This is a genomic window from Urinicoccus massiliensis (genome assembly GCF_900120405.1).
GTDB classification, from domain to species: Bacteria; Bacillota; Clostridia; order Tissierellales; family Peptoniphilaceae; genus Urinicoccus; species Urinicoccus massiliensis.
Genome location: NZ_LT635493.1, coordinates 451,829 through 476,322, shown reverse-complemented (window position 1 = coordinate 476,322; position 24,494 = coordinate 451,829). Strand labels below are relative to the sequence as shown.

Here is a 24,494-nt window from a genome sequence, read left to right as displayed (position 1 = left end):
CAGATTCAAGGACCATTGAATTTGGACGTTTTTTTAAAAGAGGGAAAAATGAGAAAATTATCTGAAATCAGCAAAAAAATTTTTGCCCTGGACAAGTGGACAAGTCGGGCCTATTTTTATTTTTTATCAGTTCTTTACTTTATTGGAGAAGACCTGGCCTATCAAATTGACCCGGAGATTCCGGGTTACCTTTGGACCGGGGGACTCTTGGTCTTGAGTCTGGTCTTGGCCCTGGGCCTCCATGGCCTGGCCCTGAAGATTTTTGCCAAGAGCCCCTATGTCCGGCTCTTGGACTTGCTGGCTCCGGGACTTTTTATTTACGCCTTGAGCCAGTGGCTTTTTGATGTCCAGGGAGATGGATTTTTATCGGATACCTTGGTCTATGGCCTGGTGGCCCTGGTTTTTTTGGTCCAAGTCTTTTTCTTACGCTGCCTGGACACAAAAATGGCCGGGACCTGGAGGGCCCCCCTCTTGGTTTTGGCCCTGGTCCTCCAAGGGGGCTTGGTGGGTTTTTTATTCTATCCGGGCTTTATGAGTCCTGAGAGAAAGGACCTGGTTTTGGGCAAGGATGCCATACATGCCCCCAAGGCCCGGGAGTACACCTATGGGGCCAAGACTCCCCGGGTCAACCTGTCCAAGTATGTCTACTATGATGGCTGGAATAAAAAACTCAGAGACTGGTACTGGGGCTACTCCCTATCCAGGACCCCCCTGGCCGGCAAGGTCTACCTGCCGGCAAACAAGGAGGCGCCTGTTTTGTTTTTTGTCCACGGCAACCATATCATGACGGAAAAAAGCCACCTGGGCTACGACTACCTGGGCCGTTACCTGGCCCAAAGGGGAATTGCCACTGTCAGTGTGGATGAAAATGCCCTGAATGGTTTTTTGGGCCAGGGGGTTGGCAATGAAAATGACGCCAGGGCCATCCTCCTCTTGGAAAATATCCTCTACCTCTTTAAGGAAAATAAAAATCCCCAGTCTGTTTTTTACCAGGCTTTTAAGGAAGAGGACCTCTACCTGGGGGGTCACAGCCGGGGTGGCGAAGCAGCCCACCTGGCCGCCGACTTTAGCAAGCAGGAAGTCTATCCCGACAACGGTCAGATAAAATTATCCTATCCCCTATCTGTCCGGGGCATCATTACCCTGTCTCCCACCAGTGGCCAATACACGCCGGCAGGTCATTTTCCCGCTATTGAAAACTACGACTACCTAACCATCCACGGGTCCCATGATTCCGATGTAACAGACTTTATGGGAGACGATGGCTACAACCACAACATCCTAAAAGATCCAGGCAAGAAAAAAATGGCCATCTATGTGGCCTATATGAACCATGCCCGGTCCAACCGCCGGTGGAAGCAAGACCAGTCCCTGCCGGAAGGCTTTTTCTATAACGAAAAAGACCTCCTGCCCAGGCCCTACCAGGAAGCCCTGGTGGCCAAGGCCATTGCAGGATTTTTACAAGACTCCATCCAGGGCAGGGAGGACTTTTTCAACCATGCCAAAAATAGACTGCCCCAAGGCATCTACTACATTAAAAAAGAAAGTGGTCGGGAAGAAACCCTCATCCACTTTGAAGACGACCACCAACTCTTAACCAACAACCTGGGAGGGCGAAACCGGATCCAGGGGGCCCAGTCCTTCAAAGAAGTGGAGCTCAACCACACAGGAGGTGGGTCTCATGTAGACAAACATGGCCTCCAGGTGGACTTTAATTCCAAGGCCGACTATGAAATGACCTTTCCGGAAAAAGACCTTAGGGGACTCAAGACCTTGAACCTGGACCTGATGAACCTAAGTGAGGCCCCATTGGAAGTTCAAGTAGAAGTCAAGGATGGAAGTGGAAAAAGTCTGGTCCTGGGGCCCAAGCAAGGCCTCCAAGGTCAAACCCCAGTGGCCCTGACAAAATTCCAATACTTTACCGGAGACTATGAAGACAAGTCTGGCTTTGAAAGTCTGACCTTTCCAATTCCCGACGGAGCTGGCTCCCTGGACCTGGCCCGGATCCAATCTATCCAGGTGACCTTTTTTGGCAAGAGGAACAGCCGGGTCCTTATGGCGGAAGTTCGGGGGAGCCTGGACTAGGAAGTGAAAAATTGCAAAAAAATCCAAGGTCCTTACCGGGACCCTGGACTTAAAAAAAGGAAGCGAACCCTAGGCCCGCTTCCTTTTTCCTTTATGGAGCTGACGACGGGATTTGAACCCGTGACCTCTACATTACCAATGTAGTGCTCTACCTACTGAGCTACGACAGCAAAACTCTCTATTGAGTATACGAGAATTTTAAGAAAATGTCAACTCTTCTTTTTGCTTTTTATATAAAAAGAAGTAACCGGCTCTGGTTACTTCTTACTGTCTTCAGATTTGTTTAAGAGGCTGTCGGTGAGTCTTTCCTTTAAGGGGTCCTTGCCATCTTCTGGGGCGGTCATCTTCAGGTAGTTGCGAATTTCCTCTGAGGCCTTGTTGGACAGGCAGCGTTTAGGCAGGGTATAGGCAACTCCTGGTTGTTCATAGATGTAAAAGTAGTCCTTGGTTTCAAGGGACCGGAGGATGTCCTTATAAAAAAGTTTTCTCTTGAGGCCGTTGGTGGTTTCCATAAGGTGGTCTTTTTCAAAGGTCATGGACTTGGCCCCATAGGAATCGTAGGGGTGGTTCTTTTTTAAAAGGGCAAGGATCCGCCTCCGCATCATGGCCCGGAAGAAAAACTGGTAGAGCCAAAAAAAGGCAAGCATGGTGATGATTCCTACAATCCAGCCCTCCAGGGCGTTGATATGGAAGTAGGCAATGAGCCCAAAGGTAATAACTGCAATGGCACAGCAACCCAGCAGGGCCTGTAAAAACCGGGCTCGGATTGCCCGCCGGTCATATTGCATGTGGAACATGTAAAATTCAATTAGGTCGTCCTGGTTTATTTCATAGTTAATGTGCAAAACATAGCCTCCAAAGTCAAAGTTTTTGAATCCCTTATAAATTAAGCCTATTATACCATACTTTTTCTAAAAATTAGGCTGGCAGGAGAAAATTTAGGCAAAAAGACTTGAGAAAATAGGGCTTGAACTTGGTCATTGGGACAAATTTTGGGTATAATAAGATTAAATAAGAAAAGAAATATGAGGTCTTTTTATGGCGAAAAGGCCCTTTTAGAAAGAAGGTTGACATGTCCTTTATAAAAGTTGTGGATTTGGTCCGCCAATATCAAATGGGTGAAAGTGTAGTTACAGCCAATGACCGGCTGAATTTTGACATTGAAGAGGGGGAATTTGTGGTTATTCTGGGCCCCAGTGGGGCAGGAAAGTCCACCCTCTTGAACCTCCTGGGGGGCATGGACAAGGCCACCTCCGGCAGTATTTTTGTGCAAGGGGAGGATATTTGCCGCTATAATGACCTGGAATTGACCCGCTACCGCCGGGACAAGATTGGCTTTGTCTTTCAATTTTACAATTTAATTCCCAACTTGACGGCCCTGGAAAATGTGGAGCTGGCCATCCAAATTGTGGAGGACAGCCGGGACCCCAAGAAGGTATTGGACCAGGTGGGTCTTTCTCACCGGCTCAACAATTTTCCATCCCAACTATCGGGTGGGGAACAGCAAAGGGTGGCCATTGCCCGGGCCCTGGCTAAAAACCCCGCCCTCCTCTTGTGTGATGAACCAACAGGGGCCTTGGACTACCATACTGGAAAGAATATTTTAAAGCTCCTCCAGGAAACTTGTCGCCGGGAAAAGACCACGGTGATTGTCATTACCCACAACTCGGCCCTGGCCCCCATAGCCAACCGCTTGATTGAAATCAACGATTCCAAGGTCCGGAGGGTGGAAATTCAAGAAAATCCCAAGGATATTGAAGAGATAGAATGGTAGGTTTGACATGAAACCATTAAACAAGGACTTAGTTCGAGAAATTAAAAAAAATTTTCCTCGATTTGTTTCCATTGTCCTCCTGGTGGGCCTGGGTGTCATGGTCCTGGTGGGCCTGGCAGCTGCAGGGCCCCTTATGCGGTTTAACCTGGAAAAGAAGCTGGACCAAGCTGGGATGTATGACTTGTTTTTGTCCAACCCCCTGGGTCTGGAAGACCAGGATATTGAACAGATTGCCCAGTTAAAGGGTATGGAGGATGTGGAATTTCGCTACAGTCTGAACCGGAATATCCAGGGGACCAACGACGCCATCCATCTTCTTTCCTTGACCAAAAAATGGGCCAAGCCTCTTTTGATCCAGGGAAGGCTCCCCTCCAAATCCGGGGAATTGGCCCTGGACCGGGACTATGCCACCAAGAAAAAGATAAAAATAGGGGATTCCATTTCCTTTAAAGATGTGAAAAACAAGTATGACCTGGGCCAGGAAGAAAGGCCCATGGTCCGGGACGACTTTGTCCTGGTGGGTCTGGTGGATTCGGCTGAATATTTGCAAACCATCCACAAGGGCAACAAGGAAGACGGAACAGCCCTGGAGGGCTTTGCCTATGTCAGCCCTGATGACTTTAAGCTGGATGAGCCCACAGATGCCTTAATTGGTCTCAAGGGGGCTCGAGCCCTAAAGACAGATTCCAAGAACTACCGAAACTTGGTCCTGGCAGGTCGAAAAAACCTAGAAGACCTCTTTAGCCAGCGACCCAAGGCCCGTTTGGAGGCCATGAAAAGTGAAGCCCAAGATAAAATCAAAAAGGGAGAAGACGACCTCCAATCTGGCAAGGATCAACTCCAGGCTGCCCAAGACAAGTTGAAAGCCGCTAGGAAAAAATTGGACCAAGGGGAAAAAGACTACCAAAAGGGCCAAAAAACCCTTAGGGAAGAAATTGCCAAGGGCCAAGGGAAAATTCAAAAGGGTCAAAAGGACCTGGACCAAGGGGAAAAAGACCTCTTGGCCAACAAAAATAAGTTGGATGATGGAGAAAAGAAGCTCAAGGATTCAGAAAAAGTCCTGGCTGAAAAAGAAGCCGACTACCAGGCAGGTCGAGAAAAATATACAAGAGGCCTGGAAGAATACCAAGAAGGCTTGGATCGGATTAAGACGGAAGAAGGCCGTCTAATCCAAGGCAAGAAGGACCTGGAAGAAAACCAGGCCAAGTTAAGTCAAGGGCAAAAGGACTACCAAGAGGGTCTGGCGAAACTCCAAGCCGCCCAAGGGGAGATCCAAAAGAATGAAGAAACTTTAAAGCAAGCCCGGCAAGCCCTGGACCAGGGCAAGGCAAGCTTAGCCCAGAAAAAGGAAAAGTTAGATCAAGCCCAGGGAGACATTGACCAGGGCCGAAAGCAAGTGACAGAGACTGTTAAGAGCCTAGAAAAATCCTTGGCTGATAAGAGGAGCCAGTTGGATGCTCTAAAAAAGAACGGAGGAGACCCGGTTAAAATTGCCCAGTTAAAAGGAGAAATTCAAGTCCAGGAAGGAGCTTTGGCAGGAGCCAAGCAGGCCCTGGCAAATTATGACAAGCAAGTAGCTGACCAGCAAAGGAAAGTGGACCAAGGCCGGGCACAATGGCAGGAAGGCAAAAAGACCCTGGACCAAAAGGAAGTCCTCTACCAAGACGGCCTCAAGAAACTCAATAAGGGCAAGGAAGAGTTGGACTACAACCAAGGTCGCCTAAGGGATTCCAAGGCCCAACTGGACCAAGGTCTTGCCCAACTGGACCAAGGTCGAAAAAAACTCCAAGATGGCCAAAGACAATTGGACCAAGGCAAGTCCAAGTTGGAAGATTCTCAAAAGACCCTAAAGGATGCCAAGGAGACCCTGGACCAGGGTCGGGCAAAATTGGACCAAGGTAAAAAAGACCTGGACCAAGGGCGAGAAGACCTGGAAAAGGGCAAGAGCCAATATGCCCAGGGTCTGGAAAAATTCCAAGGCGCCAAGGACCAATTGGACCAAGCCAGAAAAACCCTGGACCAAGAAAAGCGAAAGGGCCAGGACCGGTTAAATGCAGCTAAAAAAGACCTGGACACCGGTCGAGGAAAGTTAAAAAAAGGCCAAAGGGACTATGATGAAAAGGCCCAAGAGGCTCAAAAAGACTTTGCCCAAGCGGAAGTGGACATCCGGAATGCCAAGGACCTGATGACTCTCTTGAAAAGGCCCATGTACACCATCTACAGCCGCCTGTCCAACCCGGGAATTTTCAACTACATGGGCTATGCCGACAGTATGGACGCCCTGGTGAAACTCTTCCCCCTCTTTTTCTTTGCCATCTCCATGCTGGTGAGCCTCACCACCATGACCCGGATGGTGGAAGAGCATAGAAACTATATGGGAACCCTTAAGGCCCTGGGCTTCCAAAGAAATCAAATCGCCCAAAAATTTTACCTCTATGGACTTTTGGCAGCCATTGTGGGAGGAATTTTTGGTGCCATCCTGGGGAATTTCTTTATTACCCCCCTTATTGGCAATGCCTATTCCACCGGAACCATTGTCTATCCCTTGGAAGTCAAGGCCTATGCCTGGGTCATCCTCTCCAGTATCCTGGTGGGCCTGGCCTGTACGGGTCTTGTGGCCTATATCATTACCAGACGGTCCTTGAAAGAATCGGCAGCCTCCCTGATGAGGCCCAAGCCCCCAGCCCAAGGTAACCGGATCTTTTTGGAAAACTTTAAGGCCCTTTGGTCCCGGATGACCTTCCTGCAAAAGGTTACGGCCAGAAATATCTTCCGCTATAAGATACGGATGCTCATGACCCTGGCGGGAGTAACGGGTTGTATGGCCCTTTTGGTCCTGGGTTTTGGAATCCATACAGCAGTCTTTAAGCTGGTGGACATTCAATTTAAGGACCTGGCCACCTATGACATGATCCTAATCCATGAACAACTCCTGTCCAGAGAATCCTATGACAAGATGATGGACAGACTGGGGCAAGACCCCCAAATTAAAAACAAGGTCCCGGTGAAACTGGCTACTATGACCATGGAAACCAAAAAGCAAGGGACCCGGACCATTAGCCTAATGGCCAGCCAAGATAAAAATTTCAATGGCCTTATCCATCTTAAAAGACCCCGGGGCCAAGACCTGACCCTGCCGGACAAGGGGGCCTTGGTTACAGAAAAATTGGCCCGGGAGGAAGGTTTGAAAAAAGGCAGCATCCTCCAGGTTAAGGACCGGGAGGGAATCTCCCGCAAGATTCGCATTGCCGGAGTGGTGGAAAACTATGCCGGCCACTACCTCTACATGACAGGAGACTACTACAGCCAGGTTATGGGAGAGGACTACCGGGACAATGGCTACTTGATCTCCCTCAAGAACCAAAGCCCCCAAGGCAAGAAGGACTTTATCCAAGACTACCAAGGCTACAAGGCTGTCCTTTCCATATCCAGCTTTGACCAAATCAAGGGCATGGTGGAAAATATGGTGGACTCCTTAAATGTAGTGGTGGGAGTCATCCTAGTTGTCAGTGCCACCCTGGCCCTGGTGGTCCTCTATGACTTAACCAATATCAACATTGAAGAAAGGCTCCAGGAACTTTCCACCATCAAGGTTTTAGGTTTCTACCCCCGGGAAGTAACTGCCTATGTCTACCGGGAAACCTGGGCCCTGACCCTGATTGGAATTTTTCTTGGAGGCTTTGTAGGCAAGCTCCTCCACTGGGGAGTTTTACAAGTGGTGGTTCCAGACGATGCCATGCTCTATCCCGTCTTGACCTGGTGGAACTTCCTCCTACCGGCAGCCATTACCCTTTTGATTTCCTTCTTGGTTATGGTTTTGGTCCACAATTATCTCAAAAAAGTAGACATGGTGGAAGCCTTAAAGGGTGTGGAATAAAAAGAGCATCTGGTACCATAAAAAACATTTAAATTGGAACTTTTAAACATACCAGTAATACCCTAAACTTAAGATAAAGAAAAAATTTTTAGGGAGGATTGCATATGAAAAATTTTAACAAGAATTTGGCAGAAAGTCTCAAGGGCGGCGTCATCATGGACGTCATCAATGTAGAGCAGGCAAAGATTGCCGAAGCAGCTGGAGCAGCAGCCGTTATGGCCCTAGAAAGAGTCCCGGCAGACATCCGGGCTGCAGGTGGCGTTAGCCGGTCTTCCGACCCACAAATGATTTGTGAAATCATGGAAGCCGTAAAGATTCCTGTCATGGCCAAGGTTCGTATCGGCCACTTTGTCGAAGCGCAAATTTTGGAAGCCATTGGTGTAGACATGGCCGATGAATCCGAAGTCCTATCTCCAGCAGACCAAGTGAACCACATCAACAAAAAAGACTTCCAAATCCCCTTTGTCTGTGGCTGCCGTAACTTAGGTGAAGCCCTGCGCCGGATCCAAGAAGGGGCCATGATGATGCGGACCAAGGGAGAAGCTGGAACAGGAGATGTGGTCCATGCTGTAACCCACCTCCGGACCTTAAATCGGGAAATCCAAGAAACCCAAGCCCTTCGGGATGATGAATTGTTTACAAGAGCCAAAGAACTAGGCGTGTCCTATGACTTGTTAAAATATGTAAAAGACCATGGGAAATTGCCCGTTGTCAACTTCTCTGCCGGTGGAGTGGCTACTCCTGCCGATGCAGCCCTGATGATGCAATTGGGAGCTGAAGGTGTCTTTGTGGGATCTGGAATCTTTAAATCCGGCAACCCAGAACAAAGGGCCAAGGCCATTGTCAAGGCTGTTGCCAACTACAAGAATCCTGAAGTTCTTGCTGAAGTCAGCAAAAACTTGGGAGAAGCCATGGTGGGTATCAACGAAGACGAAATTGAAGTCATCATGCGCAACCGCTAATCTAAAGAAAAAAGGGAACCTCTCGAGAGGTTCCTTTTTAATGGTAAAAAGATGAAATTTTTTCCCAAAGTTCTTGGGGATTGCGGGCCCAGGTTACCCCGTAGCGGGTGGCTTGGGGGTTAAAGTAAATGGCCCCTTTAAAGTCCATGGCCAGGGGGGCCAAGACGTCGTTTTGAACATTATCCCCAATCATGATGCAGTCTTGGGGGTCCAGTCCAGCCTGGTCCAGGACATAGTGGAAAAATCGGGGATCGGGTTTACCGTAGCCGAAGTCTCCGGAAGCGAAAGTTTCCTTGCAGATGTTTCTGAGACCCAGGAGGTCAATCTTCAAGTGTTGGATTTCGCTAATTCCATTGGTAATAACCCCCAAGTCGTCCAAGTCAGCAGCCTTCTCCAAAAGCTCCGGGATACCGGGGATAAAGTGGCAAAAATCATTCCGCAGGTCCATAATGACTTGGTAGAAGTCCTCCTTGGAGCATGTGAGGCCCAAACCCTTCATCTTGGACCAAAGGTCCTCCTTAAAGGCCTCCATGTGTTGGGGCTCGTAAGCCTCTTGGGTCATGAGATAGTCCATAGGGTTGATGCCGATGGATTCGTTGTAGCTAAAGTCAAAATGCTTGATCATCCTGGTCCTAAGATGGGTTCTGAAAAGAGCCATAAAGTCTTCAAAGGGCATGGAGACCTTTAACTGTTTATGGATTTGCTCAAAGATAGAACGGTTGATCCTTTGGGTGTCTAAAAGAGTGTCATCCAGGTCAAAAAAATCATAAGTCCTCCTTAAAATTTGACGATTTGTCAGGTTTAGATGCAATAAATAGGTAGGGTAGGGCCACGAGAAAGGCGCCACCGATAAAGTTCCCCAAGGTCGCCAGCAAGAGATTGTAGACATAAGCAGAAAGGGGAATGGACCCGCCCCCTAAAGCGCTAATAAAAAACAAGGTCATATTGGCAATGCTGTGCTCATAGCCGGAAATAAAAAAGCAGGCAATGCAGAGGATGATTATTAAAATTTTTCCGGCTCCATCCTTGATCCGGTTGCAAGACCAAATTGCCAGGCAAACCAGGGTGTTACAGAGGATGGCCCGGCAAAGTAGGGGGAAAAACCCAAGGCTTGTCTTTAGCAATGCAGCTTCAAGAACAGCCTCTTGGACGCCGGGAGAGTAAAGACCTGATCCCAGAAAGAAAAGGGCACACAGGAGGCTCCCCATTAAGTTTCCCAGCCAGCAAAAAGCCATCAAGGATAGAAAATTTTTAAGAGAAAGCTCTTTTTTTGCCAGAGGAAGGGTCATCACCAGGCAGTTTCCCGTAAAGAGCTCGCCTCCGGCGACAACTACCAAGGACAGGGCCACAGAAAAACAAAAACCCATTAAGACCTTAGTTCCCAGAAAGCCCCCCAAGAGACCGGCAAGACTAAAGACAAAACAAATGCCAAAGCCAATGTATAAACCAGCCAGGATAGAAGAGAGAAAAAACCCTCCGGGATGCTGGCGGTAGAGTGTAAACTTTGCCCTTGCTCCCTTTAGGAGTTGATTAATATCTTCTTGGTACATAAGTCCTCCTTTTAAGGATATAAAATAAAAGCTAAGGTCAATTATATCATTGAAAGGGCAAGAGGACTAGGAAGGATAGGGAAAGATTTTTACTTTTTGGCCAAGACAACCAGGCATAGGGGTCAAATTTTAAATCCGACTATGGGAAGGTTGTTTTTTTGTAAAAGGGGTATATATGAAAAAAAGGAAGTAAGGCTGAATAGAGAGGGAGGACGACCAAAACGATGAATCAAAAGAAACAAGAGAGAAAAGAAGAAGGCTACAAGGACAGCTACGACCTGTCTTTAAAAAAATGGCGAAACCTGGCCCTGGGCTACCATTTTTTTTATCTTATCTTTGTCCGCTTATTTTTGGACAATTGGATAAAAGACCCCTCGCCCCACTTTGCCCAGCTTCAAATGACCATTTCTGCTATTGGCTTTTTTATCCTTGGGCTTTCCAGCTATAAGACCCAAAAGATCAAGTCCAGGATGGAAGAAAGGGAAGGGACAAACCCCATCTTGGGTGAAACAAGAAATCTAATCTATTGGACCTATCTTCTCTTTTTACTCCTGGCCCTTGACGACGTCGATTCCTTCTATCGTGCCTTTAGGGCCCATCCCTTTTAGGGGGACCAGGGAACAAAGGACTTGCCTTGTTGGATTAAGAGGAAAGCTTAAATGGAAAAAGGAGTGAGACTTGTGAAAAAATCCTACCTAGTTATTTTTATCCTGGGCCTCTTTTTCTTAGTAGCCTGTGCTGGTAGAACAGAAGAAAATGAAGTCATTGGCCCCTTTTTAAGGGCCCGGGCAGACCTCTACCAGAAAAGCGACCAAATTGTGGCATACTTGCAGGAAATTACCTCCAGTCAAATGCCCCCAGCAGGGGAAGAAGTTGGCAGTCTAGAGGCCCTGGACAAGTTAGAACCCTACTTGACACAAGAGGCCTATGACGGCCTTCTAGGTAACCGGAAACTCTTGGAAGATGATTTTTTCAAAGAAGACCTGGACAAGGTCCAAGTAGAAAACATCCAATACAAGCCCCTAAAGGAAGAAGGGGATAGGAAGGAAATGGATGTGACCTATGACAAGGTCAAGACCCGGGAGGGGAAAGAAGAAAGGGAAAAGAGAGAAGAAATCTTCATCCTAAAAAAAGAAAAGGGGTCTTGGAAGATTCTGGATATAAGGGACAAGTAGGTCCATGGGAAGTAGTCAGGGAAACCTGGCTACTTTTTCTTGTCAAGGAGGTTGGTCTTAGATACAATAAGTTTAAAATAAGGATCAAGGAGGGCCTATGTATAAGATATTTATTGTAGAGGATGATCCCAGTATCTTTTCCAGTATCAAAGATTATTTGGAAACCTTCCACCTGGAAGTTTACGGGGTAGATGACTTTAGCCGGGTCCTGGAGGATTTTGAAAGAGTGGATCCCCACTTGCTGGTTATGGACATTGGCTTACCCTTTAAAAATGGCTACTATTGGACCGAGGAGATTCGGAAAAAATCAAAACTACCTATTTTGTTTTTATCCAGTATGGGAGAGGATCTGGATCAAGTGATGGCCATGGACCTGGGAGCTGATGATTTTGTGGTAAAGCCTGTATCTCTAGCCTTACTTTTGGCCAAGATTAAGGCCCAACTTAGAAGGGCCTATGAGCTCCAAGTCCAAGACCAGGTCTTGGAGGATGGGGAATTGCTTTTAAATTTGGATACCATGCAGGTGACCTACCAAGGCAGGATGGAAAGTTTGTCCAAAAATGAATTTTTAATTCTACGGTCTTGCCTCCAGGCTCAGGGAAGGGTCATCCATAGGGAGGATCTCATGAATGACCTTTGGCAGTCGGACCTCTATATTGACGATAATACCTTGACGGTAAATGTGGCCCGGCTTCGAAAGACATTAAAAAAGCTGGGCTTGGAAGACTATGTCCATACAAAAAAGGGAGTGGGTTATTATGGGGCCTTTGAAGAATAAGGACAGCCTCCTGGTCCTCTGGGGACTTACAGGGATTTTTTTCTTTAGCTATATCTATGTCCAATCAGGTCGGCTGGCAGATAGCCTCTATGGTCTGGGTATCTACAGTCTTTCTTGGGGAGGGTATTTTTTCTATGCCTACCAAAGGGACAAGAAGTTGGCAGAAAAAATTCGTCAAGAAGGTTTGGAGGACTATGCCGGCCAAGGTCTCTTAGAGGAAGCCTTGGTGGAAGAAATTCATAAGGCAGAGAAAAGAAACTTGGACCAAGAAAATCAATTCCTCCAAGATCGAGAAAAAAGAGCCAATTACCTCCTGCGATGGTCCCACCAAATTAAAATCCCCATGACGGCCATTTTGGCCTGGCTGGACGCCCAGGGCATCCAGGATAAAAATCCCAGGTTCCAGGTCTTTAAAATCCAAGAGTACATAGACCATATCCTATCCTACCAAAGACTCCAAGGAAGAGATACAGATTATGTCTTTCAATGGCTGCCTTTAAAAGATCCTCTTCAAAAGGCTCTCAGGACCTATGCAGCTCTTTTTATCCACAAGGGGCTTAGGGTCCAAATGGACCTGCCAGAGGTGGAAGTTTTATCCGATGCCAAGTGGCTCTTATTTTTTACCAAGCAATGGTTGAGTAATGTGGTTAAGTACACTCAGACAGGGGGCCTGACCATTTCTTTCCAAGAGGGGAAGTTGATTTTTCAGGATACGGGAATTGGAATTGCTCCAGAAGACCTGCCCCGGGTTACCGACATGGGCTATACAGGTTTTAGTGGTCGAAAGTTTGACCAATCTACAGGGATTGGCCTTTATCTCATGAAGGAAGTGGCGGAAAATTTAAACCTAGTCATGACTTTGGAGTCCCAAGTGGGCCAGGGAACACGACTGACCCTATCTTTTCCCAAGCAAGCTTACAAAATGTCACATTAAAAGAAAAAATGTAAGGTCAATCGAGGGATTTTTTCTCGATTTTTTCCTATACTGGGCTTAGAAAGGGTGATGATATGTTATTAAAAGTTAATCATTTAGAGAAAATTTACAATAAAAACAAGGAAAATGCTCTTATGGCCCTTAGGGATATATCTTTTAGTGCCAACCAGGGAGAATTTGTAGCCATTATGGGAGAATCCGGATCTGGGAAGTCCACCCTTCTGAACATCTTGTCCATGCTGGACGACCCCACCGGAGGAGAGGTTTTCTTGGAAGATAAGAATATTCTTTCCCTGAAAGATGCAGAAAAGGCGGATTTTCGTCGGAGGAAGCTGGGTTATGTTTTTCAAAATTTCAACCTTTTGGACCAATTAACGGTCAAGGATAACATCCTCTTGACCCTGGTTTTACAAGGAATGAAGGCTCAAGATCTGAAAGCTCCCTTGGAGGGAGTGGTGGAAAGATTGGGTCTAGAAAAGCTCCTGACTAAGTACCCCTATCAAATTTCTGGAGGCCAGGGGCAAAGAACTGCCATTGCTCGAGCCTTGATTAGTAATCCCAAGTTGATTTTAGCTGACGAACCTACCGGGGCCCTGGATTCCAAGACGTCGGAAGAGCTCCTTCACTATTTTTCTATTATCAACAACCAGGGGCAGACCATCCTCATGGTGACCCATTCAGCCAAGGCAGCCTCTGTTGCCAACCGGGTTCTTTTTATCAAGGATGGGAAAATCTTTCACCAAGTCTATCGGGGGCAAGAAAGCCGGCAGGAATTTATGAGTCGAATCAACCAGGCCATGACCCTAACTCTGGGAGGTGGCCATCTTGACTAAACTCTACCGGTCTTTGGCCCAGCGATCTTTTAAAAATAATGGACAGACCTACCTGCCCTTTGTTCTTGTAGCTGTGATGATGCTGAGTTTTTCCATCATCTTACACGATTTGGCTTTTAATTCTGCCTATAAGGGTGTGGCCTATATGACCACTTTACAAATGATTTTGCAAATGGGTTATTATGTCTTGCAAATTTTTAACTTCCTCTTTCTCTACTATACCTATTCCTATTTATTGGGAATGCGGTCCAAGGAGTTGGCCCTCTACCAGGTCTTGGGACTGAGTAAGAAGAATTTGCTGGCAGTAATCACTTGGGAGAACATCTATCTTTTCTTCTTTATTATCAGTTTGGGGGCCCTTTTGGGGAGTCTTGGGAACTACCTGGTTCAAGGACTTTTTATCCGGTTTACAGGAATTAAGGAAGAGATTCCCTGGACCATCCAAGGGGAAAGCTATAGCATCAATGGCCTGTCCTATTTGATTTTGTTTGTCATCCTGGAAGTCCGGGCCCTGGTCCGGATTTTTAAGCAAAACCCCCTGTCTTATTTAAAAGAATCCAAGCGTCGACAGACCTCCAAGGTCCTAAAGGGGGTCTATACCTTGCTGGGGGTCCTTTGTTTGGGCCTTGGTTATTTTATCGCCTTGGAAATTACAGACCCCGTTTCTTCCATCCTCTTCTTTCTTATTGCCGCCCTTTTTGTCATCTTGGGAACCTATTGTTTCTTTTTAGGGATTTTAGAAATTATTCTTAAATTTCTCCAGGGACGGGAGTCTTTTTACTATGAAAAAAACCGAATGACGGCAATTTCTGGCCTCCTCTTTCGCTTGCGAGACCAGGCCATGGGTCTGGGTTCCATTACCGTCTTAATGGTAGCGGTCTTGGTTCTTTTGTCTTGTGCCCTATCTTTAAACCAGTCCTTAGAAGCCTTGGTAGATAGTTCTGTGCCTTTGGATCTTGTCTATAAGACAAGCTATCCAGAAAAAATCACACAGGGAGATTCCTTTGATAGCTTATTTTCCCCCAGTCAGGCTGTACTGGAAAGAAATAAGGACAAGGTCAAGGAGGTCATCCAATTAAGGGCCATCAACGGCAACATAGATTTAAATCATCCGGAAAAGGGATTTAGCCAGGTGGATTGGAATGAAAATTCTATTTATGTAAAAATCCTTCCCCAGGGGGAAGTCAATAAACTCCTTCACACTTCCTATGACCTAAAAGATGGAGAGGCCCTGGTCTTGGGACGGGAGCCAGGCTTAAGGGAAGACCTGGACCTATCCTTTTTAGGTATTCACCGACAAGAGAAGGAGGTCAATGAAGACCTGGGAAACTTTTATGACTTAAAACAAACGGACTTGTTTCAAAAGTTACTTTTTCTTGTGGTGAATGAGTCTTCCTTCCAGGACTTGGCAAGTCAAGCAAGAGAAGCTTCCTTAAGCACCATTAGTCATATTTCCTTAAAAAATAAGGAAGATGAGGAGGCTTTGAAGGGAGAACTTTTAAAAGCGGGAAAAGACCATGAAAAAGACTTTACCAGCTTTGTCAATAGCCGTAGGGAAGCTGAAGAAGATGGTCGGGGTCTTTATGGTGGGCTCACCTTTACAGGCCTTTCCTTAGGGATTATCTTCCTCGTCGCTCTAGGGGCCACCATTTACTACAAACAGTTGACAGAGGGTTACCAAGACCAAAAGGCCTTTACCATCTACCGCCGGGTAGGGATGGATGAAGAAACTGTTAAAAGGTCCATCCAGACCCAGGTATCCTTGATTTTCTTTTTACCTGTAGCCTTGAGCTGGATCCATATGGCCTTTGCCTACCAGCTCCTAAGCCGGATGATGAGACTTCTAAATGTGGGAAATGATTTGATTTATTTAAAATCTACCCTCTTGGTCCTGGCCTTGGTCTTTATCCTCTATTATATTTGGTATAAAATCACGGGGGTTGTCTACTACCGCCTCTTAGGTCAAAAAAATAAGGGTTTGCTCTCTTGAGCAACCCTTATTTTCTTACATATTCATCTAAATAATCATCATAGGACATGGACCGATCTCGGTAAGTGCCATCGGGGAAAAATTCCACAACTCGGTTGGCAATGGTGTCGATAAATTGGTGGTCCTTGGAGGTAAAGAGTAAAGACCCCTTATAGGCCATGAGGCCGTTATTGACAGCAGTAATGGACTCCAGGTCCAGGTGGTTGGTGGGTTGGTCGAAGATGAGGACATTGGATGGAGCCATCATCATCTTGGAAAACATCATCCGGACCTTTTCACCCCCGGAAAGGACGGAGGAGGACTTGTAGACCTCGTCTCCCGAAAAGAGCATTTTGCCCAAAAAGCCCCGGATGTGGGTTTCAGTTTGGTCCTTGGAATATTGTCTTAACCAGTCTACCAGGTTGAGGTCGGGGTTTTGGAAAAACTCGGAATTGTCCTTGGGGAAGTAGTCGGCTGTAATGGTTTGTCCCCATTTAAAGTCCCCGGTGTAGTCCTTGTCGTAGCCCATTAGGATTTCAAAAAGGGCGGTAATGGCCCGTTCGTTTCCTACAAAGGCCACTTTTTCATCGTGGTTGAGGCGGAAGGAAAAGTCCTTTAAGAGGCAGTCTTCTCCTGACATTTTGCCCAGGCCCTCAATGGTTAAAAGCTCATTGCCAGGCTCCCGAGACAGTTCAAAGCCCACAAAGGGGTAGCGACGGGAGGAGGGCTTGATGTCGTTTAGGGAAATCTTATCCAAGAGCTTTTTCCGGCTGGTGGCCTGGCGGGACTTGGACTTGTTGGCGGAGAACTTGGCGATGAAGTTTTTTAACTCCTTGATTTGGTCTTCCTTTTTCTTGTTTTCTTCCTTGAGCATTCTTTGGGCCAATTGGGAAGATTCGTACCAGAAGTCGTAGTTTCCTACAAAGAGTTGGATCTTGCCAAAGTCGATATCTACCATGTGGGTACAAACTTCATTTAAGAAATAGCGGTCGTGGCTGACGACAATGACGGCTCCCTTAAAGTCCATTAAAAAGTCTTGGAGCCATAAAACGGCGGCAATGTCCAAACCGTTGGTGGGCTCATCCAGTAAAAGAACATCGGGTTCGCCAAAAAGGGCTTGGGCCAGCATGACCTTGACCTTGTCAGACTCAACCAGGTCGTCTAGGATCTTGTCGTGGAGGTCGGTAGAAATTCCCAAACCTTCCAAAAGGGTAGCGGCATCGGATTCTGCCTGCCAGCCTCCCAACTCGGAAAAGCGTTCCTCCAATTCGGCGGCCTTGAGGCCGTCTTCTTCGTTAAAGTCTTCCTTCATATAGATGGCGTCTTTTTCCTTTTGGATGGCAACCAATTCTGGATTCCCCATAATAACCACATCCAGGACTTTTTCTTGGTCGAATTGGTAGTGGTCTTGCTTTAAGATGGATAGACGTTCATTTTTTCCCAGGGAGACATGGCCGGTGGAGGGCTCTCTTTCCCCGGATAAAACGGATAAAAATGTGGACTTACCGGCTCCGTTGGCACCGATAATCCCGTAGCAATTTCCGGGACTAAAGACCAGGTCCACTTCATCAAAAAGGGTCTTGTCTGGAAATTGGATACTGACATTTTGAACTTGTAACATATTTTCTCCTTTTACACTTAGTAACTTGCTGTATTATATCATGAAAAGCCCAGGAAATAAACTCATGGCCAGGAAGACTCCAAAGGACCAGGATAAATTTATATCTTTTCTTGCTAAGAGGGAAGTTTTTCGGTAAACTACTTTTAAGGAGAAGACTCGATTTATTTAGGCCTAAAGGGGAGGCAAAAATATTTTTCCCGGCCCCTATAAAAGAGGGGCCTATATGGTATACTTATTCCTATACGTTAAGGAAGTTGGTCGTAAGAAAGGAGGGGCTATGACCTTTTATAAAAAAGAAGCATCCATGGACCTAGGCGACACCGTCATTTCCAACATATTTTTAAGAGAATATATGCCCCAGGCAGATGGAAACTTTGTCAAGGTCTATCTTTTGGCCTATGGCTACGCCCTGGCAGGAGTCCAGGACAAGGACAATGCCTCCCTGGCCAAGAGCCTGCAACTTTTGGAAAGTGATGTCCACAGGGCCTGGACCTATTGGCAAGACCAGGGGATTGTGGAAAAAATTCCCCGGGAAGACAGCCAAGACCCCCTGGACTATGACGTCTACTTTGTGGACTTAAAAGAACTCTACATTAAAAATGTCTATATCCCCTCTGGGTCTAAGCCCAACTTCCAAAGCCTGACCCAGCCCATGAGTGACCCCCAATTGGCCGACCTCATGGCCAAGGGAGAATTTTTCCTCCGTCGGGCCATGTCCTACCAGGAAAAAAGAGACCTGGCCAATTGGGTCCTGGACTACAATATGCCCCCCAAGATGGTGGAGGAAGCCCTCCGCTACAGCACCGAGGTCCAAAATAAATACGACCTCCGCTACATCCAAAGGGTGGTGCAAAATTGGTCCAGCCAGGGCATCCGGTCCATGGAGGCCCTGGAAGCTAATGTCCAGGCTCGGAACAAGGACTACTACCGCTACAGGAAGGTCATGGCGGCAATGGGTCTGGGCAACAAACCCTACAGTCAGGCAGATATGAAGGAAGTCAATTCCTGGTTTAATGACCTGGGCTTTTCAGAGGAGATGGTCCTGGAGGCTTGTAGCCGGTCTGTTTTAACAGCCAACCCCAATGTGGCCTACATCAAGGGGGTCTTGACCTCTTGGTACAAGAAGGGGATTTTCACCCTGGAAGACATAGCCAAAAAAGACCTGAAGCCATCCGGCAAGGCCATCCCGTCCAAGGTCAAGGTCCAGGGCAACAAGTTTCATAACTTCAGCCAAAGCTCCGCAGACTTTAGTCCCGAGGAATTAGAAGACCTGGCCCGGAAAAAGAGCCGGGGCTATGGCAAGCAAAGAGGTGACCTTGAATGAACCCAAAGCTCAAGCGACAAATCCAAAGCCACTATGACCGAATCCGGACCCGGCATGCCCAAGACCAGGACCGGAGGCAGGACCAGGTCTACCAAAAAATTCCCCTGGTCCAAGAAATAGATAGAGAAATCAATAAAAAGGGCTTTTCCGCCGTCTACCAAAGCCTGGCGGGAAAAGATGCCCAGGGTCTCCAAAGAGAGCTGGACCACCTCAAGGACATGAAAAGAGACCTCTTGGTCCAAAATGGCTACCCGGAAGACTACCTGGACCCCCATTATGATTGTCGGGAGTGCAAGGACACAGGCTACCTGGAAAATGGAAAGCGCTGCGACTGCCTCAAACAATTCCTGGCCCAAGACCTCTATGAAATGAGCAACATGGACCGGATGTTAAAGAGGGAAAACTTCCAAAGCTTTAACTGGTCTGTTTTTTCCAAGACCATCCAGCCTGACCAGGGAGTCAGTCCCTATGAAAATATGAAGCTGGTGGTCCAAAAGGTGGACCAGTTCCTCCAAGACTTTTCCCAAGACAATGGGGACAACCTCTTGTTTTACGGAGGAACCGGCCTGGGAAAGACCTTTTTATCCAACTGTATTGCCAAGGCCCTCTTAGATGAAAACTACACTGTCATCTACCAAACCTCCTTTACCCTGATTGACCTCTTGGAGAGGAAAAAATTCGGCAAGGAAAGCCAAGCTGACCTGGACCTGGCCTACCAGCTCCTTTTTTCCGCAGACCTTTTAATCCTGGATGACCTGGGAACCGAACTCACCAACCAGTTTACCAATGCTGAAATCTTCAACATTCTAAACACCCGGATCCTGGCCGGGAAAAAGATCCTCATCTCCACCAACCTGGCCCTACATGAAATTAAAAACATCTACTCAGACCGCGTATTTTCAAGAATCGTTCAAAACTTTATCCCCTTACATTTTATTGGAGAGGATCTAAGATACAGCAATTTATAATTTTAGGAGGAAGTATGGTTTCAAAAAGAATACAAGACATGCCCTTTTCGTCAATTCGAAAATTAACCCCCTTTGCCAACCAGGCAAAAAAAGAAGGGAAGTCCGTCTACCACTTAAACATCGGGGCCCCAGACGTGGTAACACCCAAGGCCTTTTTCCAAGCCATTAAAGAAGCTGACTTGGATGTTTTAAGCTACCCCCCCTCCCAAGGGATTCCCGAATTATTGGAAGAAAACGCCAAATACTTCCAAAAAATCGGCTTAAACTTTACAAAAGACGACCTAGTCATTACCAACGGAGGCAGCGAAGCCCTCTTATTTGCCCTTTTGGCCACAACCGATGCCGGCGACCAAGTCCTAACCTGCGAGCCCTTTTACACCAACTACAAGACCTACTTCCACGAAGTAGGCGTGACGGTTACTACCTTCCCCACCGATGTCAAAGAAGGCTTTGCCCTGCCGGCTAGGGAAGTGATTGAAAAAGCCATTACCGACAAGACCAAGGTCCTCTTGATTTCCAACCCCGGCAACCCTACAGGTGCCGTCTATTCCAAGGAAGAAGTCCGTCTCTTAGGAGACATTGCCAAGGACCACGACCTCTTTATCCTGGCCGACGAAGTCTATCGGGAATTCATCTATGACGGAAAAGAATTTACCAGCTTTGCCTCCTTTGAAGACCTGGCAGACCGGGTCATTGTCCTGGACTCCATCTCCAAGAGGTTTTCCGCCTGTGGAGCAAGAATAGGCTGTACCGCCACCAAAAACAAGGCCATGCAAGAAGCCCTGGTTAAACTAGCCACTGGCCGTCTAGCCTGCCCCTACCTAGAACAAGTAGGAGCTGTGGCCCTCTACCAACTTCCCGACAACTACTTTGACCAAGTGCGGGAAGAATACACCCTCCGCCGCAACTGCATTGAAGCAGAACTGGCAAAAATTCCGGGAGTTGTGACCTCCCATTCCACTGGAGCCTTTTACATTATTGCCGACCTGCCGGTGGAAGATGCCGAAGACTTTGCCCGCTTCATGTTGACAGACTTCCAAGACCAAGGAGAAACCGTCATGATGGCTCCAGCCGGCGGTTTTTACCAAAATACCCAGGTAGGTAAGAGCCAAGTCCGCCTGGCCTATGTCCTGGAAAGAGAAAAAATCACCCGGGCCTGCCAACTCATTGGCCTGGCCTTGGAAGAATATAAGAAGAGATAAGAAAAAAGCTTGACCCAGAAAAGGGCCAAGCTTTTTTCATGGAAAAGCCCCCTTTTAGGGGGCTTTCTCTATAACTTATTTAATTTTTTCCACAGGCCTTTAAAACTTCTTCCATGGCTTGGTCCACACTGAGGTCTTGGTTGACCATGTCTTTTCGGGTGGAGTATTCTACTACACCTTGGGAAGCTTTTTTACCCACGGTGATCCGCAAGGGGATTCCAATGAGGTCGCGGTCGTTGAATTTCACGCCTGGCCGTTCGTTTCGGTCGTCCAGAAGGACATCCAGACCCTTGTCTTGGAGGTCTTGGTAGATTTTTTCTCCCAGGGCCACTTGGTCTTGGTCCTTGCTTTGGACAATGGTGACAATAACTTGGTAGGGGGCCAGGTGGAGGGGCCAGATGATGCCGGCATCGTCATGGTTTTGTTCCACGATGGCGGTAACGGACCGGGTGATGCCTACGCCGTAAGAGCCCATGTAGAAGTATTGTTCCTTGCCGTTTTCATCCAGGTAGGTGGCATTGAGGGCGGTGGAATATTTGGTGCCGAGTTGGAAGATATTTCCCACTTCGATGCCCCGACGGAAGAGGAGTTCTTGGCCGTCTTCTGCCAGGTCGCCTTCTTGGACCATCAAGAGGTCTGGAGCGACTTCGCCGTCAAAGTCTCGGCCGTAGCAGGCGTTGATGTAGTGGTAGCCTTCTTGGTTTCCACCCACAACCAGGTTGTTAATCTTGGTCAGGGATTGGTCCAAGATGACCCGGGTGTCTTTGAGGTCCATGGGCCCGGTGAAGCCGGGATAGGATCCACAGGCCAAGATGGCTTGGTCGTCCATTTTTTCAATGGCGTGTTCGGGAACTTGGGTATAGGCTGCTAGTTTTGTTAGGTTCAATTCGCGGTCTCCGGGAATGAAGACGATGCAGGCCTCGTCGTCAATCAGGAGGTCTACGGCCTTGGCACAGCGTTTTGGATCCAAGTTTAGGAACTTGGCCACTTCTTCAATGGTTGAGGCTCCAGGAGTAGGAACTTTTTCTAAGTCCTTGGCTTCTTCCTCTTGGGGTCCTTGGTAGTGGACCGGGGCCTTTTCATCGGTATAGGCGATTTTTCCATCTTTAGTAAAGCAGATGACCCCTTCGCCAGTTTCGGACAGGGCAATAAATTCGTGGGAAGAAGACCCACCCATGGCGCCGGAATCTCCCAAAACGATCCGGTAGTCCAGGCCCAGACGGTCAAAGATCCGCTCATAGGCCCTGTACATGACCATGTAGGCTTCCACCATGCTTTGGGCATCGGTGTCGAAACTGTAGGCGTCCTTCATGGAAAATTCCCTGGCCCGGTTTAAACCGAAGCGGGGGCGTTTTTCATCCCGGTACTTGGTTTGGATTTGGTAGATGTTCAAGGGGAGTTGCTTGTAGGACCGCACTTCGTCCTTGACCAGGCTGGTAAAGTATTCTTCAGCAGTGGGGCCCAGGCAAAATTCTCTTTGGTTGCGGTCTTTTAACTTAAACATTTCCGGACCGTAGACAGCCCAACGGCCAGATTGTTCCCAAATTTCCTTGGGTTGGAGGGCGGACATGAGGATTTCCATAGACCCTGCCCGGTCCATTTCTTCCCGGACAATGGCTTCGATTTTTTTAATGACCCGGTAGCCCAGGGGGAGGTAGGTGTAGATTCCTGTGGCAGATTTTCGGATCATACCGGCTCTTAGAAGGAGTTGGTGGCTGGCAATTTCAGCATCTGAAGGCACTTCTCTAAGAGTGGGCATATAGTATTTGCTAAGTTTCATAAGGCTTCCTTTCTATGATTCTTTTATTGTGAATTTTTATTTCTAAGGGCTTAAACTTCTCCTTATTATAGCATAAGTCAGGGGAAACAAAAAGAAGGCCCAAGGAAAAACTCCCGAGGGACCGGGAGTTTAAAAAATTTTATTTACTTTTTTCTGGAACCAGGGGACGCCACTCGTCAGGATGGTAGACATCGCTGGGGTGGTCATTGAAGAATTGTTTTTGCAGGCGGACAAAAACGGTGGACAGGCCCAGGAGGCCAATGAGGTTGGGGATGGCCATGAGGCCGTTGAGGTTGTTGGCTACAGCCCAAACGGCGTCTAGGCGGATCAGGCCCCCTAAAAAGACCATGGGAACGAAGATAAACTTGTAGTAGCGGCCTATTTTATCTCCTAAAAAGTAGCGGCAGCAGGTTTCGCCATAGTATTCCCAGCCCAGGATGGTGGACATGGCAAAAAGGGTCAGGCCGAAGGTTACCACATATTTTCCACCAGGGAAGCCCTGTTCAAAGGAAAAGGCAACCAGGGAAGAGGCATCACCGTGGCCGGTCCAGATGCCTGTGGTTAAAATAACCAGGGAGGTCATGGTACAAACCACCAGGGTGTCGACAAAGACTTCGAAAACTCCCCAAAGGCCTTGCCGGGCTGGGTGGTCGGTGGAGGCGGCAGCATGGGCAATGGGAGAAGATCCAAGACCGGCTTCATTGGTAAAGACGCCTCGGGCAATCCCACTTCGCATGGCCAAGGCTACGGTGTAACCGCCGAGACCTCCGGCAGCAGCCTTGGCTTGGAAGGCTCCTTTAAAGATCAGGCCAAAGGCTTCCGGCACTTGGTGGAGTCTGGTACAGATAATAAAGAGGGCGCCCAGGATGTAGAGACCCGACATAAAGGGGACCAATTTTTCTGCAAAGGCACCAATCCGTTTGATGCCCCCGATAATAACAATAAAGGTAACCAGGGTTACCACCAGGGCGCTGGCCAATTTAGGCACTTGGAAGGCAGCGTAGAGGGTGGAGGAAATGGCATTGGATTGGACCGTGTTTCCTGTACTTAGGGTGGCAATCATACCAAAGAAGGCAAAGAACTTGGCCAGGGTTTTTAGGCCCAGGCCCTTGGAGATATAGTACATGGGACCGCCACGGACCACGCCTTGGTCAGACACATCCCGGTAGGCAACGGCCAGGGTGGATTCAGCCATCTTGGTGGTCATTCCCACCAAAGCTGCAATCCACATCCAAAAAATTGCCCCCGGACCTCCCAGGAGGATGGCGCCGGAAACGCCGACGATGTTTCCTGTCCCCACTGTGGCCGCTAGGGCCGTTGACAGGGCCTGGAAGGAACTGACCTCGCCCACATGGCCTGTGTGTTGGTTCCGGGCAAGAACCCGGCCTACGGTTTCCTTTAAAACAAAGGGAAACTTGCGGAAGACCACAAAGTTTGTTCGGATGGTGAGGTAGAGACCGCAGCCAATTAAGAGGATAATCATAGGGGGGCCCCAGATAATGCTATCTAGACTCTTGTTTACCTGATAAAATAAATCCATTTCTAAGCCTCCTTAAACAAATGGCCGAAAAAAGACAGGTCGGCCAGGACAAAAAAGTAAAATATTTTTTTATCTTAATACAAGTTGCCCTATAAGTAAATAGTTTTTGAGAAAAAAATAGG

The 24,494-nt window shown here is 47.7% G+C and carries 19 protein-coding genes and 1 tRNA gene; 13 read left to right on the top strand and 7 right to left on the bottom strand.

Annotated elements, in window-relative coordinates; all coding sequences use genetic code 11:
* Positions 1–48 precede the first annotated feature (48 nt).
* Positions 49–2,085, top strand: coding sequence for an alpha/beta fold hydrolase (locus BQ7400_RS06895; protein WP_072469910.1), 2,037 nt, complete (start codon positions 49–51; stop codon positions 2,083–2,085).
* A gap of 94 nt (positions 2,086–2,179) precedes the next feature.
* Here BQ7400_RS06895 and BQ7400_RS06890 read toward each other — a convergent pair.
* Both BQ7400_RS06890 and BQ7400_RS06885 read right to left on the bottom strand, forming a co-directional pair.
* Positions 2,180–2,255 (bottom strand) — tRNA-Thr (locus BQ7400_RS06890).
* An 87-nt stretch (positions 2,256–2,342) separates the two neighbouring features.
* Entirely contained in the window at positions 2,343–2,930 is a 588-nt protein-coding gene (locus tag BQ7400_RS06885; protein WP_034438712.1) for a YcxB family protein, read from the bottom strand.
* A gap of 227 nt (positions 2,931–3,157) precedes the next feature.
* Between BQ7400_RS06885 and BQ7400_RS06880 the strand changes: the two genes are divergently transcribed.
* The 3 genes from BQ7400_RS06880 (at position 3,158) to pdxS (ending at position 8,698) form a co-directional block, all read left to right on the top strand.
* A complete protein-coding gene (locus BQ7400_RS06880) occupies positions 3,158–3,859 on the top strand; it encodes an ABC transporter ATP-binding protein (protein ID WP_072469909.1) in 702 nt (233 codons plus the stop codon).
* 7 nt (positions 3,860–3,866) lie between these two features.
* Positions 3,867–7,736, top strand: a complete 3,870-nt coding sequence (locus BQ7400_RS06875; RefSeq protein WP_072469908.1) for an ABC transporter permease — start codon at positions 3,867–3,869, stop codon at positions 7,734–7,736.
* A 104-nt stretch (positions 7,737–7,840) separates the two neighbouring features.
* Positions 7,841–8,698 (top strand): pyridoxal 5'-phosphate synthase lyase subunit PdxS, encoded by an 858-nt coding sequence (gene pdxS / locus BQ7400_RS06870; RefSeq protein WP_072469907.1) that lies wholly within the window; start codon positions 7,841–7,843, stop codon positions 8,696–8,698.
* 37 nt (positions 8,699–8,735) lie between these two features.
* Here pdxS and BQ7400_RS06865 read toward each other — a convergent pair whose 3' ends face one another.
* Together BQ7400_RS06865 and BQ7400_RS06860 are read right to left on the bottom strand one after the other, a co-directional pair.
* A complete protein-coding gene (locus BQ7400_RS06865; RefSeq protein ID WP_245759419.1) occupies positions 8,736–9,545 on the bottom strand; it encodes an HAD family hydrolase in 810 nt (269 codons plus the stop codon).
* Positions 9,463–10,248 (bottom strand): formate/nitrite transporter family protein, encoded by a 786-nt coding sequence (locus tag BQ7400_RS06860; RefSeq protein WP_072469905.1) that lies wholly within the window; start codon positions 10,246–10,248, stop codon positions 9,463–9,465. Before BQ7400_RS06860 ends, BQ7400_RS06865 begins: the two co-directional genes overlap by 83 nt.
* Before the next feature lie 224 nt (positions 10,249–10,472).
* Here BQ7400_RS06860 and BQ7400_RS06855 point away from each other — a divergent pair, with 224 nt between their 5' ends.
* The 6 genes from BQ7400_RS06855 to BQ7400_RS06830 all read left to right on the top strand — a co-directional run bounded on the left by BQ7400_RS06855 (position 10,473) and on the right by BQ7400_RS06830 (position 15,958).
* Positions 10,473–10,856, top strand: coding sequence for a hypothetical protein (locus tag BQ7400_RS06855; RefSeq protein WP_072469904.1), 384 nt, complete (start codon positions 10,473–10,475; stop codon positions 10,854–10,856).
* A gap of 51 nt (positions 10,857–10,907) precedes the next feature.
* Positions 10,908–11,423, top strand: a complete 516-nt coding sequence (locus BQ7400_RS06850; protein WP_072469903.1) for a hypothetical protein — start codon at positions 10,908–10,910, stop codon at positions 11,421–11,423.
* A gap of 97 nt (positions 11,424–11,520) precedes the next feature.
* Complete coding sequence (locus BQ7400_RS06845; protein ID WP_072469902.1) at positions 11,521–12,201, top strand: response regulator transcription factor; 681 nt, start codon at positions 11,521–11,523, stop codon at positions 12,199–12,201.
* Positions 12,152–13,135, top strand: a complete 984-nt coding sequence (locus tag BQ7400_RS06840) for a sensor histidine kinase (protein WP_083553290.1) — start codon at positions 12,152–12,154, stop codon at positions 13,133–13,135. The genes BQ7400_RS06845 and BQ7400_RS06840 overlap by 50 nt, the downstream gene beginning before the upstream one ends.
* A gap of 74 nt (positions 13,136–13,209) precedes the next feature.
* Complete coding sequence (locus tag BQ7400_RS06835; protein ID WP_072469900.1) at positions 13,210–13,968, top strand: ABC transporter ATP-binding protein; 759 nt, start codon at positions 13,210–13,212, stop codon at positions 13,966–13,968.
* Positions 13,961–15,958: an FtsX-like permease family protein gene (locus BQ7400_RS06830; RefSeq protein WP_072469899.1), complete on the top strand. Its 1,998-nt coding sequence runs from the start codon at positions 13,961–13,963 to the stop codon at positions 15,956–15,958. Before BQ7400_RS06835 ends, BQ7400_RS06830 begins: the two co-directional genes overlap by 8 nt.
* A 7-nt stretch (positions 15,959–15,965) precedes the next feature.
* On the opposite strand, the gene BQ7400_RS06825 is transcribed toward BQ7400_RS06830, so the two are convergent.
* Entirely contained in the window at positions 15,966–17,558 is a 1,593-nt protein-coding gene (locus BQ7400_RS06825; protein ID WP_072469898.1) for an ABC-F family ATP-binding cassette domain-containing protein, read from the bottom strand.
* Positions 17,559–17,835: 277 nt separating this feature from the next.
* Between BQ7400_RS06825 and BQ7400_RS06820 the strand changes: the two genes are divergently transcribed.
* From BQ7400_RS06820 to BQ7400_RS06810, 3 genes are read left to right on the top strand one after another with little or no spacing between them, the layout of a single operon-like run.
* Positions 17,836–18,882, top strand: coding sequence for a DnaD domain-containing protein (locus tag BQ7400_RS06820; RefSeq protein ID WP_072469897.1), 1,047 nt, complete (start codon positions 17,836–17,838; stop codon positions 18,880–18,882).
* Positions 18,879–19,850, top strand: coding sequence for an ATP-binding protein (locus BQ7400_RS06815; protein ID WP_034438738.1), 972 nt, complete (start codon positions 18,879–18,881; stop codon positions 19,848–19,850). The genes BQ7400_RS06820 and BQ7400_RS06815 overlap by 4 nt, the downstream gene beginning before the upstream one ends.
* A gap of 14 nt (positions 19,851–19,864) precedes the next feature.
* Positions 19,865–21,052: a pyridoxal phosphate-dependent aminotransferase gene (locus BQ7400_RS06810; protein WP_034438740.1), complete on the top strand. Its 1,188-nt coding sequence runs from the start codon at positions 19,865–19,867 to the stop codon at positions 21,050–21,052.
* Positions 21,053–21,131: 79 nt separating this feature from the next.
* Here the strand turns inward: BQ7400_RS06810 and BQ7400_RS06805 are convergent, their stop codons facing one another.
* On the bottom strand, positions 21,132–22,832 hold the full coding sequence (locus tag BQ7400_RS06805) for a proline--tRNA ligase (protein WP_072469896.1): 1,701 nt from the start codon (positions 22,830–22,832) through the stop codon (positions 21,132–21,134).
* 139 nt (positions 22,833–22,971) lie between these two features.
* On the bottom strand, positions 22,972–24,372 hold the full coding sequence (locus BQ7400_RS06800) for an alanine/glycine:cation symporter family protein (RefSeq protein WP_072469895.1): 1,401 nt from the start codon (positions 24,370–24,372) through the stop codon (positions 22,972–22,974).
* Between the last annotated feature and the right edge of the window lie 122 nt (positions 24,373–24,494).